This is a genomic window from Pseudarthrobacter sp. NPDC058362, from assembly GCF_042723515.1.
Lineage (GTDB): Bacteria > Actinomycetota > Actinomycetes > Actinomycetales > Micrococcaceae > Arthrobacter.
In genome coordinates, this window is record NZ_JBHXIW010000001.1 from 639,114 (window position 1) to 655,376 (window position 16,263).

Genomic DNA, 16,263 nt, shown 5'->3' on the forward strand with positions numbered 1-16,263 from the left:
GCGACCGTAGGATTGGGGGCATGGCTGCGCTGGCGGGCAAGCGCCTCAACGGCAGGATCATGGGACGGCTCAGGCTGGCCTCGCAGTTGCTGCTGCCGTCGCTCACCGATGAGCGTCCGGAGGCGGCTGACATAGTCCGATGGATGACGGCCATGCAGGCGCAGGATTTCCAGGCCGCGCTGTGGGCTGTCGGGGTCCGGCTCCAGGGAGGGGGACTCAGCATGGTCCGGGCGGCCTTGGACTCCGGGGCCATCGTCCGGTCCTGGCCGATGCGCGGGACTCTGCACCTGGTGGCGCCCGAAGACCTTCGCTGGATGCTGGAGCTCACCGCGGACCGTCTGACCAAGGGCATGGCCGCCCGCCACCGGGAACTCGGGATCACCTGGGCGGACGTGGAGAAATGCCGGGACCTCGCCCTGGACCATATATCGTCCGCGGGACCGGTCAGCCGAAGTGAGCTGTTTGCCCTGTTCGATGCCGCCGGCCAGGCCACGCAGGGCCAGCGCGGCATCCATATCCTCGGCACACTCTGCCGCCATGGCAGGCTGGTACTGGGACCGCTGGCCGGCAACCAGCAGCTGTTGGTGGCCTTTGACGACTGGATCCCCGCATCGCGCCGGCTGGAGCGTGCGGAGGCGGTTGCCGAATGGCTGCTCCGGTACGTCCGCAGCCACGGGCCCGCCACCGTCCATGACTTCGCCTGGTGGACGCAGCTTCCGCTCACCGAGGTCCGGGCCGCTCTGGCGGAAGTCCGCGGGCAACTGGCGGAGCTGGAGTTCGATGGTTCCGCCTACTGGATGTCGCCCGGGACGGCGGCACTGCAGGACGCGACAGTCCCCGCTGGCCGGTCAGTCCTGCTGCTGCCCGGCTTCGATGAGTTCCTGCTGGGCTACAAGGACCGGAGCCTGGTGCTGCCGCCGGAGTACGCCGACCACATCGTTCCCGGCGGCAACGGGGTGTTTAAGAAGACAGTTGTGGCTGCTGGCGAGGTGATCGGCACCTGGGCCGTGGAGGGAAAGGGCCGCCGGGCCGCCGTCGTACATGATCTCTTTGGCGACCGTCAGCCCGGTCCGGCCGCGCAGGCTGCCTTCGAACGCGCTGCCCGCCGGTACCTGGAATTCCTGGCCACTTGACGCACACTCCCGTATGACCGGTCCGTGCCGGCTTGACCGGCGTTGGCCAACCGCGCCCATGCGGCCACGGACCGCTCATGCGCCAGGCTATCCACATAGCCGCGCCCGGGGCTACCCGTCCAATAGCCGCCCGGCGAGTGTTGAACCATGAATTCCCAAAAGATCCAGGCCGTAGTGGACGGCCGGTGGCCGCAGGTGGATGTTGCGTCAACCCGGCACCTGGCAGCGGCCGGCCTGGAGAGCCGGCTGGTCAAGAAAGCAACGGACGACGGCGCGCTGCTGCGGCTTCGCAGGGGTGCCTACGTTCGGCGGGGCTACTGGGACAGCCTGAAACCGTGGGACCAGGACCTGCTGCGGGTCCTCGCGCACTTCGAATCGACGGGCGGCGATTCCCGGTACAGCCACATCAGCGCGGCCCGGCTGCACCGCTGCAATGTGTGGGAGGTGGGCCCGTTGATCCATGTCACCACCGGCTACTCGAACTCCCGGGCCAGCGCAGGCAAGGATGTCAGGACGCACCGGCTGCCGTTGGCGGACCATGAACTGGCCAGCGTGCGGACGACGGACGGCCGGGAGGTCCTGACCACCAGCCTCGAACGAACCGTGCTGGACTGCGCCCGGATCCTGCCGCTGGACCGGGCCGCGGTGATCGGGGACCACGCCCTCCGCAAAGGTGCCAGCCTGGAGCGCATGCGGCAACTCCTGGATGAGAGTCCCACCAAGCGCGGCAGCAGAAGGGCGGCGGACCTGCTGGAGGTGATCGACGGGCGCTCGGAGTCGGCGGGGGAGACCCGGACCCGGCTGCTGCTGCGCTCCTTTGGCCTGGACAGCTTTATTCCTCAGGTGGAGATTCCCACGGGCCAGGGACTCTTCCGGGCCGATTTCGCGGACCTTCAGGCCAGGGTCATCATCGAATTTGACGGCCGCGCCAAGTACTCCGACTACAAGCCCGCAGAGGAGGCCCTCCTCAGCGAACGGTGGCGGGAAACAGCGCTGCAGGAGCTCGGCTGGTCAGTGTTCCGGATCAAGTGGCCGCAGCTGGACCGGCCCGGCGAGCTGCGGAGGCGGCTCTTCGCGTTCCTGGCCACGCAAAAGCGGCCTTGGCCCGCATGAGCGGCGCTTGGAAGCGCCGGTTATGCGGGTCAGGGCCGCTTAAGGCAACCGAGGCCTACAGGTTGCCCGTGGCGATGTTGAGCATGCGGCGCAGCGGCTCGGCGGCGCCCCAGAGGAGCTGGTCGCCCACGGTGAAGGCGCTGATGTACTGCGGCCCCATTTCCATCTTGCGGATGCGCCCCACCGGGATGTCCAGGGTGCCGGAGGCGGCGACCGGGGTCAGGTCGGCCATGGACGCTTCCTTCGTGTTCGGAACCACCTTGGCCCACTGGTTGTCCTCGTCCAGCAGCTTCTCGATCTCGGCGACCGACAGGTCCTCGCGGAGCTTCAGCGTCAGGGCCTGGGAGTGGGAGCGCATGGCACCGATGCGGACGCAGAGGCCGTCCATGATCACGCGGTTTTCCTCGGAGGTGCCCAGGATCTTGTTGGTCTCAACCCCGGCCTTCCACTCTTCCTTGGACTGGCCGTTGCCCAGGTCCGCGTCGATCCAGGGGATCAGCGAACCGGCCAGCGGCACGCCGAACTGGGTGGCGTCGATGTCCGTGCGCTGGTGGGCGAGCACCTTGCGGTCGATCTCCAGGATGGCCGACGCCGGGTCGTCCAGTTCCGTACTGACCTCGGCGTTGAGCGTGCCGAACTGGCTGAGAAGCTCACGCATGTGCCGTGCCCCGCCGCCGGAAGCGGCCTGGTACGTCATGGAGGTGCCCCATTCCACCAGCCCGTTCTTGAACAGGCCGCCCAGGCCCATGAGCATGCAGGAAACAGTGCAGTTGCCGCCGATGAAGTCGCGGGTGCCGTTGACCAGGCCCTTGTCGATGACATCGCGGTTGATGGGGTCCAGCACGATGATCGAATCTTCGTTCATGCGCAGGGTGGAGGCGGCGTCGATCCAGAGGCCGTCCCAGCCACGGCCGCGCAGCTCCGAGTGGACACGCTTGGTGTAGTCACCGCCCTGGGCGGTGACGATAATGGGCAGCTTAGCCAGGGTGTCGACGTCGAACGCGTCCTCGAGCTTGCCGGCGCTGCCTGCTGCTGTACCAGCAAGCGAGGGCGCGGCACCTCCCGCGTTGGAAGTGGAGAAGAACACCGGGTTGATGTTGGCGAAGTCGCCCTCGTCCTGCATGCGCTGCATGAGGACGGAACCGACCATGCCTCGCCATCCGACCAGGCCGACGGAAGGGGTAGCTGCTGTAGTCATTGGACCAGTTTAGACTTCGCAGCCGGGGCGGCGCAGTCGGTTACGTCACGCCGGAACAAGCGAAGCGGGCTGGCGAAGCGGACCCCGGCTGCCCGGTATGGCTACTGCCGGTCCGGGTCCTCCAGTACAGCGGTCTTCCGGGCACGGAGCGCGAAGTAGGCTCCGAAGGCGAAGACCTGTGTCACCACCACCAGCACGATGGCACCGGCAATCTTGTTCCCGCCCAGGATCATGGTCAGCCCCACAATCGCGGACAGCAGCGCCAGCAGTGGCAGGAGCATATAGCCCAGGATGAAAAGCGTTTCGGGTTTCTTCAGCATGTTCCTAGCCTTGGGTCCGTGACCATTTGGTGAAGCGGTAGCGCGTGCCGTTGGCGCCGGTCAGCCAGCCGTCCGGAGGGACGGAGGCTGTTGCCTCCCAACCGGGGCCAAGTTCCGGGGCGTAAGTGTCGCCGTCGGCCGTTACGTCGATGGTGGTGACCACCGCTGTGTTGGCGAGTTCGGCGGACTGCCGGAAAATCTCGCCGCCGCCCACGATCCAGACGGTTTCGCCGCCGTCCACGAACTGCGATTCCAGCAGCGCGTCATCCAGGGAGGAAACCACGACGGCGCCCTCCGCCTCGGGCGTTTCGGCCCACCCTTCCTGCCGGGTGATCACAATGTTGGTGCGGCCAGGCAGCGGACGGTACTTGTCCGGAAAGGACAGCCAGGTTTTGCGGCCCATCACCACAGGGTGGCCCATGGTGAGGCGGGTGAAGTGCTTCAGGTCCTCGGGCAGGTGCCAGGGCATGTCCCCGTCCTTGCCGATGACGCCGTCCGGCGTCTGCGCCCAGACGAGCCCGACGCCGGTGATGGAGGTGGCGAGCTCCTCCGTGAATGCCTGCGGGTTCCCGGTGCTCATACGGCAATCGGGGCTTTGATGGTGGGGTGGTGCCGGTAACCGACCACGTCGAAGTCCTCCAGGGTGTAATCGAAAATCGAGGCGGGTTTGCGGGTTATTTTAAGTTGCGGGTACTCGTACGGTTCCCGGTCCAGCTGCTTGAGCACCTGGTCCATGTGGTTTTCGTAGATGTGCACATCGCCGCCGGTCCAGACGAATTCTCCCGGTTCAAGGCCAACCTGCTGTGCCACCATGCACGTGAGCAGGGCGTAGGAGGCGATGTTGAACGGAACGCCCAGGAACATGTCCGCCGAGCGCTGGTAGAGCTGGCAGGAGAGCTTGCCATCCGCCACGTAGAACTGGAAGAACGCGTGGCACGGCGGCAGCGCCATGTCCTTGAGTTCGGAGACATTCCAGGCGGAGACGATGTGGCGCCGGGAATCGGGGTTGGACCTGAGACCCTCGATGAGCTCGGCGATCTGGTCGATGTGTCCGCCGTCAGGGGTGGGCCAGCTGCGCCACTGTACGCCGTACACGGGGCCGAGGTCGCCGTCCGCGTCCGCCCATTCGTTCCAGATGGTGACGCCCTGGTCCTGCATCCACTTGACGTTGGTTTCCCCGCGCAGGAACCACAGGAGCTCCACGGCCACCGACTTGAAGTGCACCCGCTTGGTGGTGATCAGCGGGAAGCTCTTGCTGAGGTCAAAGCGCAGTTGCCGGCCGAAAACGCTGGTGGTTCCGGTGCCGGTACGGTCCGACTTATGGGTGCCGTTGGCCAGGACATCGCGCAGGAGGTCTTCGTAAGGGGTTGGGATGCTCACGGTTCAAGTCTACTTTCGAAAGCGCGGGGTCTGGTGGGCGACACTAGTCGTCAAACGGCTTGAACTGTTCCACCGCCACGATCCGGTCCTTGCCGCCGTGGGCAACGTGGCACACCACCAGCTCGCCGGGCGAGAGGTACGGCTCGTTGGCCGGCAGCAGTGTCTGCAACTGCTTGCCCATGTGCTTGGCCAGTTGGCCGAAGACCGTGGGCAGTGCCGGGCGGTGGGTGCAGACTACTACCGGCCGCTGCTTGTCGAAGAGGTTCTCGATTACTCCGGCGGTCTTCTTGGGGCTGCGGTGGTGCCGATGCTCCGTGAGGGCCTCAACGAGCTTCACCTTTGCGCCGCTGACCTTGGCGTAGGGGGCAACCGTGGCCACGCAGCGCGTCCACGGGCTGGTCACCACCCGGGCGGGCTGCCAGGTCTGCAGAAGCCTGCCGACCGCCTGGGCCTGCCGGGTGCCCGTGGCGGCGAGCGGCCGCTCGCCCTCTGCCTTGGTCCAGGAGGAACGAGGTTTGGCCTTGGCATGCCGGAGCACCAGCAGCGGCCACGTGTCCAGCTCCCGGCGCCGGTACATTTCCCACAGATACTCCAGCGGCAACAGGTCCGAGGGGTTGGAGAGCAGTGAAGCCGCCTTTTCCGGCGTGCACCACATCACGCTGTCCACCTCCTTGCCGTCCGGCTCCAGGCGGTTTCCATTGACCTTGAGGGCCCAGTAATGGACCACCTTCAAGCCCGACTGGACGTGGTAGTGGATCGGAGGAAGCGGAATCCCCAGCTGTCCGGTGAGGCCGATCTCCTCACGGACCTCCCGCACTGCGCACTCGGGAATGGTTTCTCCGTCATCGATCTTGCCTTTGGGCCATGACCAGTCGTCATAGCGCGGCCGGTGGATCAACAGGACTTCCAGCCGGTCCTTGGCAACCCGCCACGGGATAGCCCCCGCTGCCGTGACGGCGATGGGTTCTCCCGGGTGGTCTGTCTGGTCGGCTACGAGCGCATCGCTGGACAAGACTGGGCCCTTACCGGCGGCTGAGGCTGCGCTGCCGGGGACGGGAAGCCAGCAGCCAGGACTGGACGTCCTCCAGCGGCTTGCCATCGTCCGAAAGGTGATGTCGGGTCCAGTGTCCTTCGTTGTCCAGGTGCCAGCTGGCGGTTTCCGGTGCCATGTAGCGCTGCAGCAGGCCCAGCACGTACGCGATGTCGTCCGGGCTGCCCAGCTGTACCAGGGCTTCCACCCGGCGGTCAAGGTTGCGGTGCATCATGTCCGCCGAGCCGATGTACACCACCGGGTCCCCGCCGTTTGCGAACGCAAACACGCGCGAGTGCTCCAGGAACCTGCCCAGGATGGAGCGGACCGTGATGTTGTCGCTCAGGCCCGGCACGCCGGGGCGGAGCGAACAGATGCCACGGACCACCACGTCCACCTTGACCCCGGCCTGCGACGCCCGGTACAGCGAATCGATGATGGCCTCGTCCACCATGGAGTTCACCTTGATCTGCACCCGGGCCGGAAGGCCGGCACGGGCGTTGCGGATCTCGGTCTCGATCCGGTCAATCAGGCCGGACCGCACGGACCGCGGTGCCACCAGCAGGCGCTTGAACGTGGACTTGGGCGCGTACCCGGAGAGCTGATTGAACAGCTTGGACAGGTCCTCGCCCACCTGGTCGTTGGCGGTGAGCAGGCCCAGGTCCTCGTAATAGCGCGCGGTGCGGGGGTGGTAGTTGCCGGTGCCGATGTGGCAGTAGCGGCGCAGCCCGTCCACCTCCTGGCGGACCACCAGCGAGAGCTTGCAGTGCGTCTTAAGTCCCACGATGCCGTACACCACGTGGACGCCTGCCTGTTCCAGCTTGCGCGCCCAGGAAATGTTTGCCTGCTCGTCGAACCGTGCCTTGATTTCCACGAGTGCCAGGACCTGCTTGCCGGCCTCCGCGGCGTCGATGAGCGCATCCACGATAGGGGAGTCGCCGGACGTCCGGTACAGGGTCTGCTTGATGGCCTGGACCTTCGGGTCCGCCGCGGCCTGTTCCAGGAACGCCTGGACCGAGGTGGAGAAGGAATCGTAGGGGTGGTGCAGCAGGATGTCGCGTCGCCGCATCGCAGCGAAGACATTGGCCGCCTTTGAGGTCTCGGACTCGTTGAGGTACCGGGATGTGTGCGGGACGTGCTTGGGGTAATGCAGGTCCGCGCGGTCAATGGCCGCAATCACGGACAGGCCGCGGAGGTCCAACGGGGCCGGGACGGAGTACACCTCGGCCTCTTCGACGCCAAGTTCGCGGATGAGGAGCGCCCGGATGTTCGGGTTGATGTCGGTGGTGACTTCGAGCCGGACGGGCGGGCCGAACCGGCGCCGCAGCAGTTCCTTCTCCAGCGCCTGGAGGAGGTTCTCGGCGTCGTCCTCTTCCACTTCCACATCCTCGTTGCGGGTGACTCGGAAGGTGTGGTGCTCAAGGACTTCCATGCCGGGGAACAGCCGGTCCAGGTGGACGGCGATGACCTCTTCCAGCGCGATGAAGCGGGCCACCCGGCCCGGGACGGCACCGGCGCGCGGCCCGTCGATGGAGATCAGGCGGGGCAACTGGTCCGGAACCTTGACGCGGGCAAAGAGTTCCTTGTCGCTCACCGGGTTCCGGACCACGACCGCCAGGTTCAGGGACAGTCCGGAAATGTAGGGGAAGGGGTGGGCGGGGTCCACTGCCAGCGGGGTGAGGATCGGGAAGACCTTTTCCGCGAACATGACGCTCAACTGCTGCTTGGCGGCGTCGTCCAGCTCATCCCAGTGCATGAGGTGGATGTGTTCGTAAGCCAGTGCCGGGCGGATCTGGTCAGCGTAGACCTGCGCGTGGCGCTGCTGCAGCCGGTGCGCCTCTTCGCTGATCCGTTCCAGGACCTCCACCGGGCTCAGGCCGGCGGGGGAGGGGACGGCCAGTCCAGTGGCGATGCGGCGTTTCAGTCCGGCCACCCGGACCATGAAGAATTCGTCCAGGTTGGAGGCGAAGATGGAGAGGAAGCCGACGCGTTCCAGCAGGTGCAGGGTGGGGTCTTCCGCCAGTTCCAGGACCCTGGAATTGAAGGCGAGCCAGCTCAGCTCCCGGTCCAGGAAGCGGTCCGGGCGGATGTCGCCCTCGGGCTGCAGGTTCGGTGCGAATTCGGGAATGTCGATCCGGTCCTGGGTGGCCCGTGAAGCCGGAACCTCGGAGGAGCCGAAGCGGGCGCGTACAGGTGCCGCAACATCCTGGGGAGTGGCGGTTCCGGACGGTTCCGGGGTCATGGCGTCTCCTTTGCCTGGCGCCTGGACCGGCTGGTCCGGCCTGCGCGCCCTGTTTCAACCTTACAAGTTTTCCGGCCTGCAGCAGGGGCGGATTACGCTCCTCTCCGGCCCGCCATTCTAGGCGGTGCCCAGCTCCAGCGGCCCGTACATGATGTCCATGTCCCAGCGGGTGAATCCCAGACTGCGGTAGAGGGCCACGGCGGCCGCGTTGTCCGCATCCGTGTAGAGCATGACGGCGTGCAAACCAAGGTCCTGCAGGTACCTGATGCCGGCAACGGTGAGGGCCTTGCCCAATCCCATTCCCTGCGCGTCGGGGGCGACGCCCACCACATAAACCTCGCCGATCGCCGGATGCTGCCCGTGCCTGGGGTGGACCTTCGTCCAGTGGAACCCCAGCAGGCGCCCGTTCCGGTCCTCGGCGAGCAGGAATCCCGCAGGGTCGAACCAGTCCTCCGCCATGCGGGCCTCGAGGTCAGCCCGCGTCAGGCTGCCCTGCTCGGGGTGGTGTGCGAACGCCGCGCGGTTTACTGCCAGCCAGGCGTCCTCGTCCCGGCCCGGCAGGAACGGCCGCAGCGAGACGCCTTCCGGAAGCGCCGTCTCGGGCAGGCGGGAACCCGCCGTCGTCATCCGCATTTTCCAGAGTTCACGCACCGGGCCGAACCCATAGCGGGCGGCGAGGTCGGCCGCGGCCTCGTGGTTGCCGTGGGACCAGGCCTTCAGACCGTCCAGTCCGCGGGACTCCCTGAGTGCGCCCACCAAGCGGTCCGCCACGCCCTGGTTGCGGTAGCTGGGGTGCACGGCAAGTTCCAGGACTCCGGTGCCGTCAGGTTCATCGATGACGACGGCGAACCCCGCCAAATCCTCGCCCGTCGCCGGATCGGAATCCTCGTCAGGGGCATAGAGCGCCAAAGTGAGGAGCGCGTGGGAGCCGGTATCGGCGGAGCGCATGGTCACCAGGGTCTGCTCCGAAATGGACGGGTTGCCATCCGACTCTTCGGCGGCAGCAAGGAGGTCGCGGCAATCCTTCAGGAGCTGCCGGTCAACCCCGCCGCGCACAACCTGGACGGGCCATTTCTCGGGGTGCGCTGGAGTCATGAAGCAAGGCTATACGGGTTCGGCCGGATCCGGTCGAGCGCGTCAGGCCTCGGTGAGTTCGTCTTCCTGCTGGCGCATCAGCGTCAGGCGGTAACCCACGTTCCGGACCGTGCTGATCAGGTTCTCGTGGTCGGCGCCGAGTTTGGCGCGCAACCGCCGGACATGGACGTCCACGGTACGGGTGCCGCCGTAGTAGTCGTAGCCCCACACCTCGGTCAGGAGCTGCTGACGGGTGAACACCCGGCCAGGGTGCTGCGCCAGGTACTTCAGGAGCTCGAACTCCTTGAAGGTAAGGTTCAGGGCCGCGCCGTTGACGCGGGCGGTGTAGCTGGCTTCATCAATGACTACACCGGCGGCACGGATCTCGGTGGGGGTCTCGTCCGCTTCCGGCATGGCCCGGGCAACTGCGAGCCGGATCCTGGCCTCCACCTCCGCAGGGCCCGCCGAATCCAGCACGATGTCGTCTACGGCCCACGCTGAGGATACCGCCGCCATGCCGCCCTCGGTCAGAATCAGCATCAGCGGCGCGCTCAGGCCGGTTGCCTTAAGGAGCTGGGTGAGGGACCGGGCGCCCACCAGGTCTTTGCGGGCGTCGAGCAGGACGATGTCGCACGGATCGGTTTCCAGCAGTGCGGTGGGTTCCGCGGGGAGGATATGGACGCGGTGGTTCAGCAGTTCCAAGGCAGGAAGGATGTCCACCGAAGAGCCGGTGCTGTTCGTCAGTAACAGGATGTGCGACATTATTCCTCCAAGGGCCGTCCGCGCATCGTTGGGCGACTGAGCTGAACTTTGATTATACCCGGCAGGCCTTTCCAAGCCACGGATCCGGCCCTCCGGCGGGGACGTTTTACGACATATCCGTTTCATATAAGGCAGGATTGGGGCAGGGGCCGAATGCCCCGCAACGCGGCGCCGCCGCCCTGCGCCAGGGCATACGCGCCCAGCCACGGTCCACGCCACGATGGGAAAGCAACGCAGTGAGTGCACAGACTAAGCCCCGGCCGGTTCCCGCATGACCGCCGAACTGCAGGCCCCGGTCCGGTCGCTCGGTTCGTGGGTGATTGGCGTCGTTGGAATCGCCGGACTCGTGGCGATCATCGCCGGCGTCTATTCCTCTATCGCTGTCCTGGTCACCGTGGCGGTCCTGACCGCCGTCGCCGTGGGTATTGGCTGGCCGCACTTCCTCCGCATTCCCGCCAAGAAGACCCTCGCCGCCGTCATCGCCCTCCCCGGCGTCGGCTCGGCGCTCGCCGCAGCCTCCGCGCCCGCCCCCGGCTACCTGGACCGGACGCCTGCCTTCATTGCGCTCGGCATCATGGCGGTCTTTGTAGTCCAGCTGATCCGCGGAACCGGGCAGGCCCAGAGGCTGGAGTCCACGCTGGGCTGTTCCGCCGGCGTGCTCCTGTCCTGCCTGGGCGCCGGCTGGATTGCCGGGGCCCGCTTCAACGGCGTCCGCGAGATGCTGCTGGTGGCCGCCATCAGCGCCGCCGTCGCCCTCCTGGTCGGGCTGATCCGCTGGCCGGACAACATCGTGGCGCCGCTGGAAATCTCCCTCGCCGGCCTGGCCGGTCCGCTCGCCGGGCTGGTGCTCTCGGACATCGCCGTCCTGCCGGCCGCGATCTTCGGCGTGGTGGTGGGGGCGGTGCTCGCCAGCTTCCGTCGGCTGGTCACGCTGCGGGGTGCCCCGCTTAACATTCCGGCCGCTGTGGCCATCGGCCTCGCACCGGTCTCTGCCGTGGGGTCCCTTGCCTACTTCATAGACAAACTACTCATCTACTAACGGTTAGGATGGCATCATGTCCGTACTTGCATTTGAAATCTTCTTCCTTGTCCTGCTCGGCATCGCGAGCCTGGCCATGGCCTGGTTCGCAGGCTTCGTGGTTTACCGCCTCTTCAAGGGCCAGAAATAGGCTGCTGGGTTCCCGGTCTTTCCCTACCGCGAGGTAATTGCTGTGCCCATTGAGATTCCTACAGACCTGACACCCGAACTCGTTCCCCTTTCCTGGCTCATCGGTGAGTGGGAAGGGCGCGGCCGGCTAGGCAGCGGGGACGAGGACTCCGAGCACTTCCTGCAGCACGTCTCGTTCACCCACAACGGGCAGCCGTATCTGCAGTACCGCGCGGAGAGCTGGCTGACGGACGACGACGGCACGCGCCTGAGGCCCCTCACCGTCGAGACGGGCTTTTGGGCACTGGAGCGCAAGCAGCTGGAGGCCGACGGCGGCCCGGGCCTTGTTCCCTCCGACATCGTCCCCGTGCTCAAGAGCGCGGAAGAGGTCGAGGCGCTGCGGAACAAGGACGGCGGCTTCGATATCTCCGTGTCCATCGCGCATCCCGGCGGAATCTCCGAGCTGTACTACGGGCAGATCAAGGGCCCGCAAATCCACCTGACCACGGATATGGTCATGCGCGGGAGCCACTCCAAGGCCTACACGGCAGCCACCCGAATCTTTGGACTGGTGGACGGCAACCTGCTGTGGCGCTGGGACGTAGCCACCGGCGAGGAAGGCGGCAAGGGCCTCGAGGCCCACGCTTCGGCCTTCCTGAAGAAAGTGTCCTGACACCGGCCGGCACCAGCCGGGCGGGCAGTATCAACGCGAGGAGCGGTGCCGTGGAAGCAGGACAAGCCGGCGATTACAGCGGACTCAAGGCGGTTTTCTTCAACGGGACCCTGAAGAAATCACCCCAGACCTCCAACACGGACGGGCTGATCGCCATCAGCCGCCGCATCATGGAAAAGCAGGGCGTCACCACCCGGCTGATCCGCACTGTGGACCATGACATCGCCAGCGGCGTCTACCCGGACATGACGCAATACGGCTGGGCCACGGATGAATGGCCGGAACTCTACCCCGCGGTGCAGGAAGCCGACATCGTGGTGCTGGCCGGCCCCATCTGGCTCGGTGACAACTCCTCGCAGACCAAGAAGCTGATCGAACGGCTGTACGCGCATTCCGGGGAACTCAACGGCAAGGGCCAGTGGGCGTTCTACCCCAAGGTGGGCGGCGCCCTGGTCTCCGGCAACGAGGACGGCATCAAGCACTGCGCCATGAACCTCCTCTACAGCCTGCAGCACATCGGCTTCAGCATCCCGCCCCAGGCGGACGCCGGCTGGATCGGTCCGGTGGGCCCCGGCCCCAGCTACCTGGACGAGGGGTCCGGCGGGCCGGAGAGCGACTTCACCAACCGCAACGTCACCTTCATGACCTGGAACCTGATGCACCTGGCCGGCATCCTCAAAGCGGCAGGCGGCTACCCGGCCTACGGCAACCTGCCTGAAGAATGGGATGCCGGCACCCGTTTCGATTTCGAAAACCCGGAATACCGGGGACCCTAAAGGACGTTTTCCCAGTATGACTACCCCCAGCCCCCTGTTGTCGCGCCCTGGCGCGGTCGAAGCCGTCGGCGCGGACGCCGGAGTTGCCGCCCACTACGGTGAGCCCCTCCGCGAGCAACGTGCCCTCGCGGCCGGTACCGCCGTCGTCGACCTTTCCAACCGCGGCGTGGTGACGGTGACCGGCCCCGACCGCCTCAGCTGGCTCAACACCCTCTCCTCCCAGCAGGTGGCGGCGCTGAAGCCGGGGGAGTCGAGCGAACTGCTGCTGCTGAGCGTGCAGGGGCGCATCGAGTTCGACGCCCGGGTAATTGACGACGGCGGGACCACCTGGCTGATCGTCGAGGCTACCGAAGCCGGTCCGCTGGCGGAGTTCCTGAACCGCATGAAGTTCATGCTGCGGGTGGAGGTGGCGGATGTCTCTGCCGGCTGGGCCGTGCTGGGCAGTACCCGGGCGGTGCCCGAATGGTCCGGCCTGCTGGCCTGGCAGGATCCATGGCCGCACGTCGGTGCCGGCGGATACTCCTACGCAACCGTTACCGAGGAGGGGCACCCAGGGCTGGAGCGGCCCTGGTTCGAATACCTCGTGCCCGCCGCGGAGCTGGAACAGACGGTCGGGCAGCGTCCCCTGGCCGGGGTCATGGCGGCGGAGGCGCTGCGCATTGCCGCCTGGCGGCCGCGGATCGGTGCCGAAACGGACGATAAAACCATTCCCCACGAGCTGGACCTCATCCGTACCGCCGTGCACTTGGCCAAGGGCTGCTACAAGGGCCAGGAAACCATCGCCCGCGTGCACAACCTGGGACACCCGCCGCGGCGCCTCGTCTTCCTGCAGCTGGACGGGTCCCAGCACACCATGCCGGCCGCCGGCAGCCCGGTCCTGGCCGGGGAGCGCAAAGTCGGTGCCGTGACGTCCGTGGCGCAGCATTACGAGATGGGCCCGGTGGCCCTCGCAGTCATCAAGCGTTCCGTAGCGCCCGATGAGATACTGACTGTCCAGGATGGCGACGAGCCGTACACCGCCGTCCAGGAGCTCATCGTTGCCCCGGACGCCGGCCAGGTGGTGGGGCGCCAGACCGGATTCCTCAGGGGGCCACGCGCATGACCGGAACCAACGCCGCGACGTCCGGAGCCTCGCCGGAAACGCCCGACGACGACGCCCTGGCTTTGGCGCATACGCTTTTCCAGGCTGCCAGGGAAGGGAACACGGAGCTGCTGGGCGCCTACCTCGCCGCAGGTGCCCCGGCCGGGCTCACCAACGCCGCCGGGGACTCGCTCCTGATGCTCGCGGCCTACCACGGGCACGCTGACGCCGTGGCGCTGGTGCTCCGGCACGGCGCCGACGCCAACACGGCAAACGACCGCGGCCAGACCCCGCTGGCGGGTGCCGCGTTCAAGGGATACACGGACGTGGCCCGGATGCTGCTGGACGCTGGGGCTGACCCCGACGCCGGAGCTCCTTCCGCCCGCGCCGCGGCCCAGATGTTCGCCCGGACGGAGATCCTGGACCTCCTCGGCTGACCCGCTCCCACGTGTAACCGGTTTGTGTCGTACCCCACACGTCCCACTAGACTCTAGGGTGAGCTCAGCGTGGCGCTCTGCCAGTTATCCCCTCTCTTCCAGGATTTGAGCCGAAACATGAAAATTGGAATCCTCACCAGCGGTGGCGACTGCCCCGGTTTGAACGCGGTCATCCGCGGCGCCGTCCTCAAAGGCATTGCCATCCACGGCCACGAGTTCGTCGGTTTCCTCGACGGCTGGCGCGGTGTTGTTGAGGGCGACATCATCGACATCCCCAGGACCATGGTGCGCGGCATCGCCAAGCAGGGCGGCACCATCCTGGGAACCTCCCGCACCAACCCGTTCGAAAACGGCGGAGGCCCTGATGTCATCAAGGCGCACATGGACCGCCTGGGCATCGACGCCATCATTGCGATCGGCGGTGAAGGAACCCTTGCCGCGGCCAAGCGCCTCACGGATGCGGGCCTGAAGATCGTCGGTGTGCCCAAGACCGTGGACAACGACCTCGACGCCACCGACTACACGTTCGGCTTCGACACAGCCGTCCAGATTGCCACCGAGGCCATCGACCGGCTCCGGACCACCGGCGAGTCCCACCACCGGTGCATGATCGCTGAGGTTATGGGCCGCCACGTTGGCTGGATCGCGCTGCACGCGGGGATGGCCGCAGGCGCCCACGCCATCCTGATTCCGGAACAAAAAGTCAGCATCGAGCAGATCACCGAGTGGGTCAATGAAGCCCACGCCCGTGGCCGCGCGCCCCTGGTAGTGGTCGCGGAGGGCTTCGTGCCGGAGCACATGGAATCCCCGCACTCGGAGCGCGGCCTGGACACCTTTGGCCGGCCCCGCCTCGGCGGCATTGCGGACCAGCTGGCCCCTGAGCTGGAAGCCCGCACCGGCATCGAAACCCGCGCCACCATCCTGGGCCATATCCAGCGGGGCGGCGTCCCGTCCGCTTTCGACCGTGTCCTGGCCACCCGCTTGGGCATGGCTGCCATCGATTCGGTAGTCGAGGGCTACTGGGGCACCATGGTTGCACTGAAGGGCACGGACATTGAGCATGTCGCGTTCGAGAAAGCGCTTGGCCAGCTCAAGACGGTGCCCCAGAACCGCTATAACGAAGCTGCGGTCCTGTTCGGCTAAGACCGCCGGCCCGGCCTAGGCTGGGAGGATGACACTCGACGCCGGTTCCGCCGCCATCATCCAACTTGCTTGGGCGCGCCGCCTGGGTCTGACGGACCATGCCTTTAGTGAGGCCCTGGCCTCCGGCGAACGGATCGTGCGGGTGGATGAGGCGGCGTCAACGGCCGAGTTCGTCCGGTTGTTCGGTGTCTCTGCGCTGGTGGGTCCGCAGTGGCTTGTCGATGCCGCTGCGGACATCCCGGACGCGGAAATGGCCCAGCACGTCACGCTCCTGACACTGACCCGGTCCCATGGCGGCCACGGACTCGGAGCGGCGGCGTTGTTCTTCGCGGACGACCTTCCGCTGAAACAGCCTTCCGAAGAAATGACTGTTTCCCACGGGAATCCCGAAGCCATCGAGCTGGAGGGACAGTGTCCGCCCGACGACGTCAACGAGGTTGGCCTCTCGGACCTGGAGAACCGCTACACCATCGTGCACGAGATCGAGGGCAGGCGGGTGCCACTGGCCTGCGGCGCCTTCACGGAATGGGAAGGACTGCTGGCCCAGCTGGGTGTGCTGGTGGATCCGGACTGGCGACGCCGCGGCCTGGGCCTCCTTGCGGCGTCCATCGCTGCCCACGAGGCCCTGGCCGCGGGCCTCACGCTGCAGTGGCGGACGGACGTCAGCAACACCGGATCGCTGGCGCTGGCCCGGAAACTCGGCTTCACCGCCGGGGGAATCCAGACCAGCGTCCTCTTGGGCCCATCCTGAACG

17 protein-coding genes are annotated in these 16,263 nt (G+C 66.7%); 9 read left to right on the forward strand and 8 right to left on the reverse strand.

The window, feature by feature from the left end; all coding sequences use genetic code 11:
• Nucleotides 1-20 precede the first annotated feature (20 nt).
• Together ACFWIX_RS03030 and ACFWIX_RS03035 are read left to right on the forward strand one after the other, a co-directional pair.
• The gene (locus ACFWIX_RS03030; protein WP_377214629.1) at nt 21-1,133 is read left to right on the forward strand and encodes a winged helix DNA-binding domain-containing protein; all 1,113 of its coding nucleotides are present in this window, start codon (nt 21-23) and stop codon (nt 1,131-1,133) included.
• Between the two features lie 147 nt (nt 1,134-1,280).
• A complete protein-coding gene (locus tag ACFWIX_RS03035) occupies nt 1,281-2,246 on the forward strand; it encodes a hypothetical protein (RefSeq protein WP_377214630.1) in 966 nt (321 codons plus the stop codon).
• A 55-nt stretch (nt 2,247-2,301) separates the two neighbouring features.
• Here ACFWIX_RS03035 and asd read toward each other — a convergent pair whose 3' ends face one another.
• The 8 genes from asd to ACFWIX_RS03075 all read right to left on the reverse strand — a co-directional run bounded on the left by asd (nt 2,302) and on the right by ACFWIX_RS03075 (nt 10,252).
• Nucleotides 2,302-3,444: an aspartate-semialdehyde dehydrogenase gene (gene asd, locus ACFWIX_RS03040; RefSeq protein WP_377214631.1), complete on the reverse strand. Its 1,143-nt coding sequence runs from the start codon at nt 3,442-3,444 to the stop codon at nt 2,302-2,304.
• Nucleotides 3,445-3,545: 101 nt separating this feature from the next.
• Complete coding sequence (locus ACFWIX_RS03045) at nt 3,546-3,764, reverse strand: NF038396 family protein (protein ID WP_377214632.1); 219 nt, start codon at nt 3,762-3,764, stop codon at nt 3,546-3,548.
• 4 nt (nt 3,765-3,768) lie between these two features.
• Complete coding sequence (locus ACFWIX_RS03050) at nt 3,769-4,344, reverse strand: dihydrofolate reductase (protein WP_377214633.1); 576 nt, start codon at nt 4,342-4,344, stop codon at nt 3,769-3,771.
• Entirely contained in the window at nt 4,341-5,144 is an 804-nt protein-coding gene (locus tag ACFWIX_RS03055; protein ID WP_377214634.1) for a thymidylate synthase, read from the reverse strand. Before ACFWIX_RS03055 ends, ACFWIX_RS03050 begins: the two co-directional genes overlap by 4 nt.
• Before the next feature lie 43 nt (nt 5,145-5,187).
• The gene (locus tag ACFWIX_RS03060; RefSeq protein ID WP_377214635.1) at nt 5,188-6,156 is read right to left on the reverse strand and encodes an NUDIX domain-containing protein; all 969 of its coding nucleotides are present in this window, start codon (nt 6,154-6,156) and stop codon (nt 5,188-5,190) included.
• Between the two features lie 10 nt (nt 6,157-6,166).
• Nucleotides 6,167-8,416 carry an RNA degradosome polyphosphate kinase gene (locus ACFWIX_RS03065; RefSeq protein WP_377214636.1) on the reverse strand — a complete coding sequence of 750 codons (2,250 nt, stop codon included), beginning with the start codon at nt 8,414-8,416 and terminating at the stop codon, nt 6,167-6,169.
• Nucleotides 8,417-8,533: 117 nt separating this feature from the next.
• Complete coding sequence (gene mshD, locus ACFWIX_RS03070) at nt 8,534-9,511, reverse strand: mycothiol synthase (RefSeq protein ID WP_377214637.1); 978 nt, start codon at nt 9,509-9,511, stop codon at nt 8,534-8,536.
• A 42-nt stretch (nt 9,512-9,553) separates the two neighbouring features.
• Entirely contained in the window at nt 9,554-10,252 is a 699-nt protein-coding gene (locus ACFWIX_RS03075; RefSeq protein WP_377214638.1) for a winged-helix domain-containing protein, read from the reverse strand.
• 271 nt (nt 10,253-10,523) lie between these two features.
• Here ACFWIX_RS03075 and ACFWIX_RS03080 point away from each other — a divergent pair, with 271 nt between their 5' ends.
• The 7 genes from ACFWIX_RS03080 (at nt 10,524) to ACFWIX_RS03110 (ending at nt 16,260) form a co-directional block, all read left to right on the forward strand.
• The gene (locus tag ACFWIX_RS03080) at nt 10,524-11,291 is read left to right on the forward strand and encodes a permease (protein WP_377214639.1); all 768 of its coding nucleotides are present in this window, start codon (nt 10,524-10,526) and stop codon (nt 11,289-11,291) included.
• Between the two features lie 172 nt (nt 11,292-11,463).
• Nucleotides 11,464-12,072 (forward strand): FABP family protein, encoded by a 609-nt coding sequence (locus ACFWIX_RS03085; protein ID WP_377214640.1) that lies wholly within the window; start codon nt 11,464-11,466, stop codon nt 12,070-12,072.
• Between the two features lie 50 nt (nt 12,073-12,122).
• A complete protein-coding gene (locus ACFWIX_RS03090; protein ID WP_377214641.1) occupies nt 12,123-12,848 on the forward strand; it encodes a flavodoxin family protein in 726 nt (241 codons plus the stop codon).
• Between the two features lie 16 nt (nt 12,849-12,864).
• Nucleotides 12,865-13,950 carry a YgfZ/GcvT domain-containing protein gene (locus ACFWIX_RS03095; protein ID WP_377214642.1) on the forward strand — a complete coding sequence of 362 codons (1,086 nt, stop codon included), beginning with the start codon at nt 12,865-12,867 and terminating at the stop codon, nt 13,948-13,950.
• Nucleotides 13,947-14,366 (forward strand): ankyrin repeat domain-containing protein, encoded by a 420-nt coding sequence (locus tag ACFWIX_RS03100; RefSeq protein ID WP_377214643.1) that lies wholly within the window; start codon nt 13,947-13,949, stop codon nt 14,364-14,366. The genes ACFWIX_RS03095 and ACFWIX_RS03100 overlap by 4 nt, the downstream gene beginning before the upstream one ends.
• Nucleotides 14,367-14,483: 117 nt before the next feature.
• Nucleotides 14,484-15,509 (forward strand): ATP-dependent 6-phosphofructokinase, encoded by a 1,026-nt coding sequence (locus tag ACFWIX_RS03105; RefSeq protein ID WP_377214644.1) that lies wholly within the window; start codon nt 14,484-14,486, stop codon nt 15,507-15,509.
• 28 nt (nt 15,510-15,537) lie between these two features.
• Complete coding sequence (locus ACFWIX_RS03110) at nt 15,538-16,260, forward strand: GNAT family N-acetyltransferase (RefSeq protein ID WP_377214645.1); 723 nt, start codon at nt 15,538-15,540, stop codon at nt 16,258-16,260.
• The last annotated feature ends 3 nt before the right edge of the window (nt 16,261-16,263 follow it).

What these genes read in the sequence shown, in the direction of transcription:
- ACFWIX_RS03030 (WP_377214629.1), top strand. Translation starts at nt 21, where the DNA reads ATGGCTGCGCTGGCGGGCAAGCGCCTCAACGGCAGGATCATGGGACGG.
- ACFWIX_RS03035 (WP_377214630.1), top strand. Translation starts at nt 1,281, where the DNA reads ATGAATTCCCAAAAGATCCAGGCCGTAGTGGACGGCCGGTGGCCGCAG.
- asd (WP_377214631.1), bottom strand. Translation starts at nt 3,444, where the DNA reads ATGACTACAGCAGCTACCCCTTCCGTCGGCCTGGTCGGATGGCGAGGC.
- ACFWIX_RS03045 (WP_377214632.1), bottom strand. Translation starts at nt 3,764, where the DNA reads ATGCTGAAGAAACCCGAAACGCTTTTCATCCTGGGCTATATGCTCCTG.
- ACFWIX_RS03050 (WP_377214633.1), bottom strand. Translation starts at nt 4,344, where the DNA reads ATGAGCACCGGGAACCCGCAGGCATTCACGGAGGAGCTCGCCACCTCC.
- ACFWIX_RS03065 (WP_377214636.1), bottom strand. Translation starts at nt 8,416, where the DNA reads ATGACCCCGGAACCGTCCGGAACCGCCACTCCCCAGGATGTTGCGGCA.
- mshD (WP_377214637.1), bottom strand. Translation starts at nt 9,511, where the DNA reads ATGACTCCAGCGCACCCCGAGAAATGGCCCGTCCAGGTTGTGCGCGGC.
- ACFWIX_RS03075 (WP_377214638.1), bottom strand. Translation starts at nt 10,252, where the DNA reads ATGTCGCACATCCTGTTACTGACGAACAGCACCGGCTCTTCGGTGGAC.
- ACFWIX_RS03080 (WP_377214639.1), top strand. Translation starts at nt 10,524, where the DNA reads ATGACCGCCGAACTGCAGGCCCCGGTCCGGTCGCTCGGTTCGTGGGTG.
- ACFWIX_RS03095 (WP_377214642.1), top strand. Translation starts at nt 12,865, where the DNA reads ATGACTACCCCCAGCCCCCTGTTGTCGCGCCCTGGCGCGGTCGAAGCC.
- ACFWIX_RS03100 (WP_377214643.1), top strand. Translation starts at nt 13,947, where the DNA reads ATGACCGGAACCAACGCCGCGACGTCCGGAGCCTCGCCGGAAACGCCC.
- ACFWIX_RS03105 (WP_377214644.1), top strand. Translation starts at nt 14,484, where the DNA reads ATGAAAATTGGAATCCTCACCAGCGGTGGCGACTGCCCCGGTTTGAAC.
- ACFWIX_RS03110 (WP_377214645.1), top strand. Translation starts at nt 15,538, where the DNA reads ATGACACTCGACGCCGGTTCCGCCGCCATCATCCAACTTGCTTGGGCG.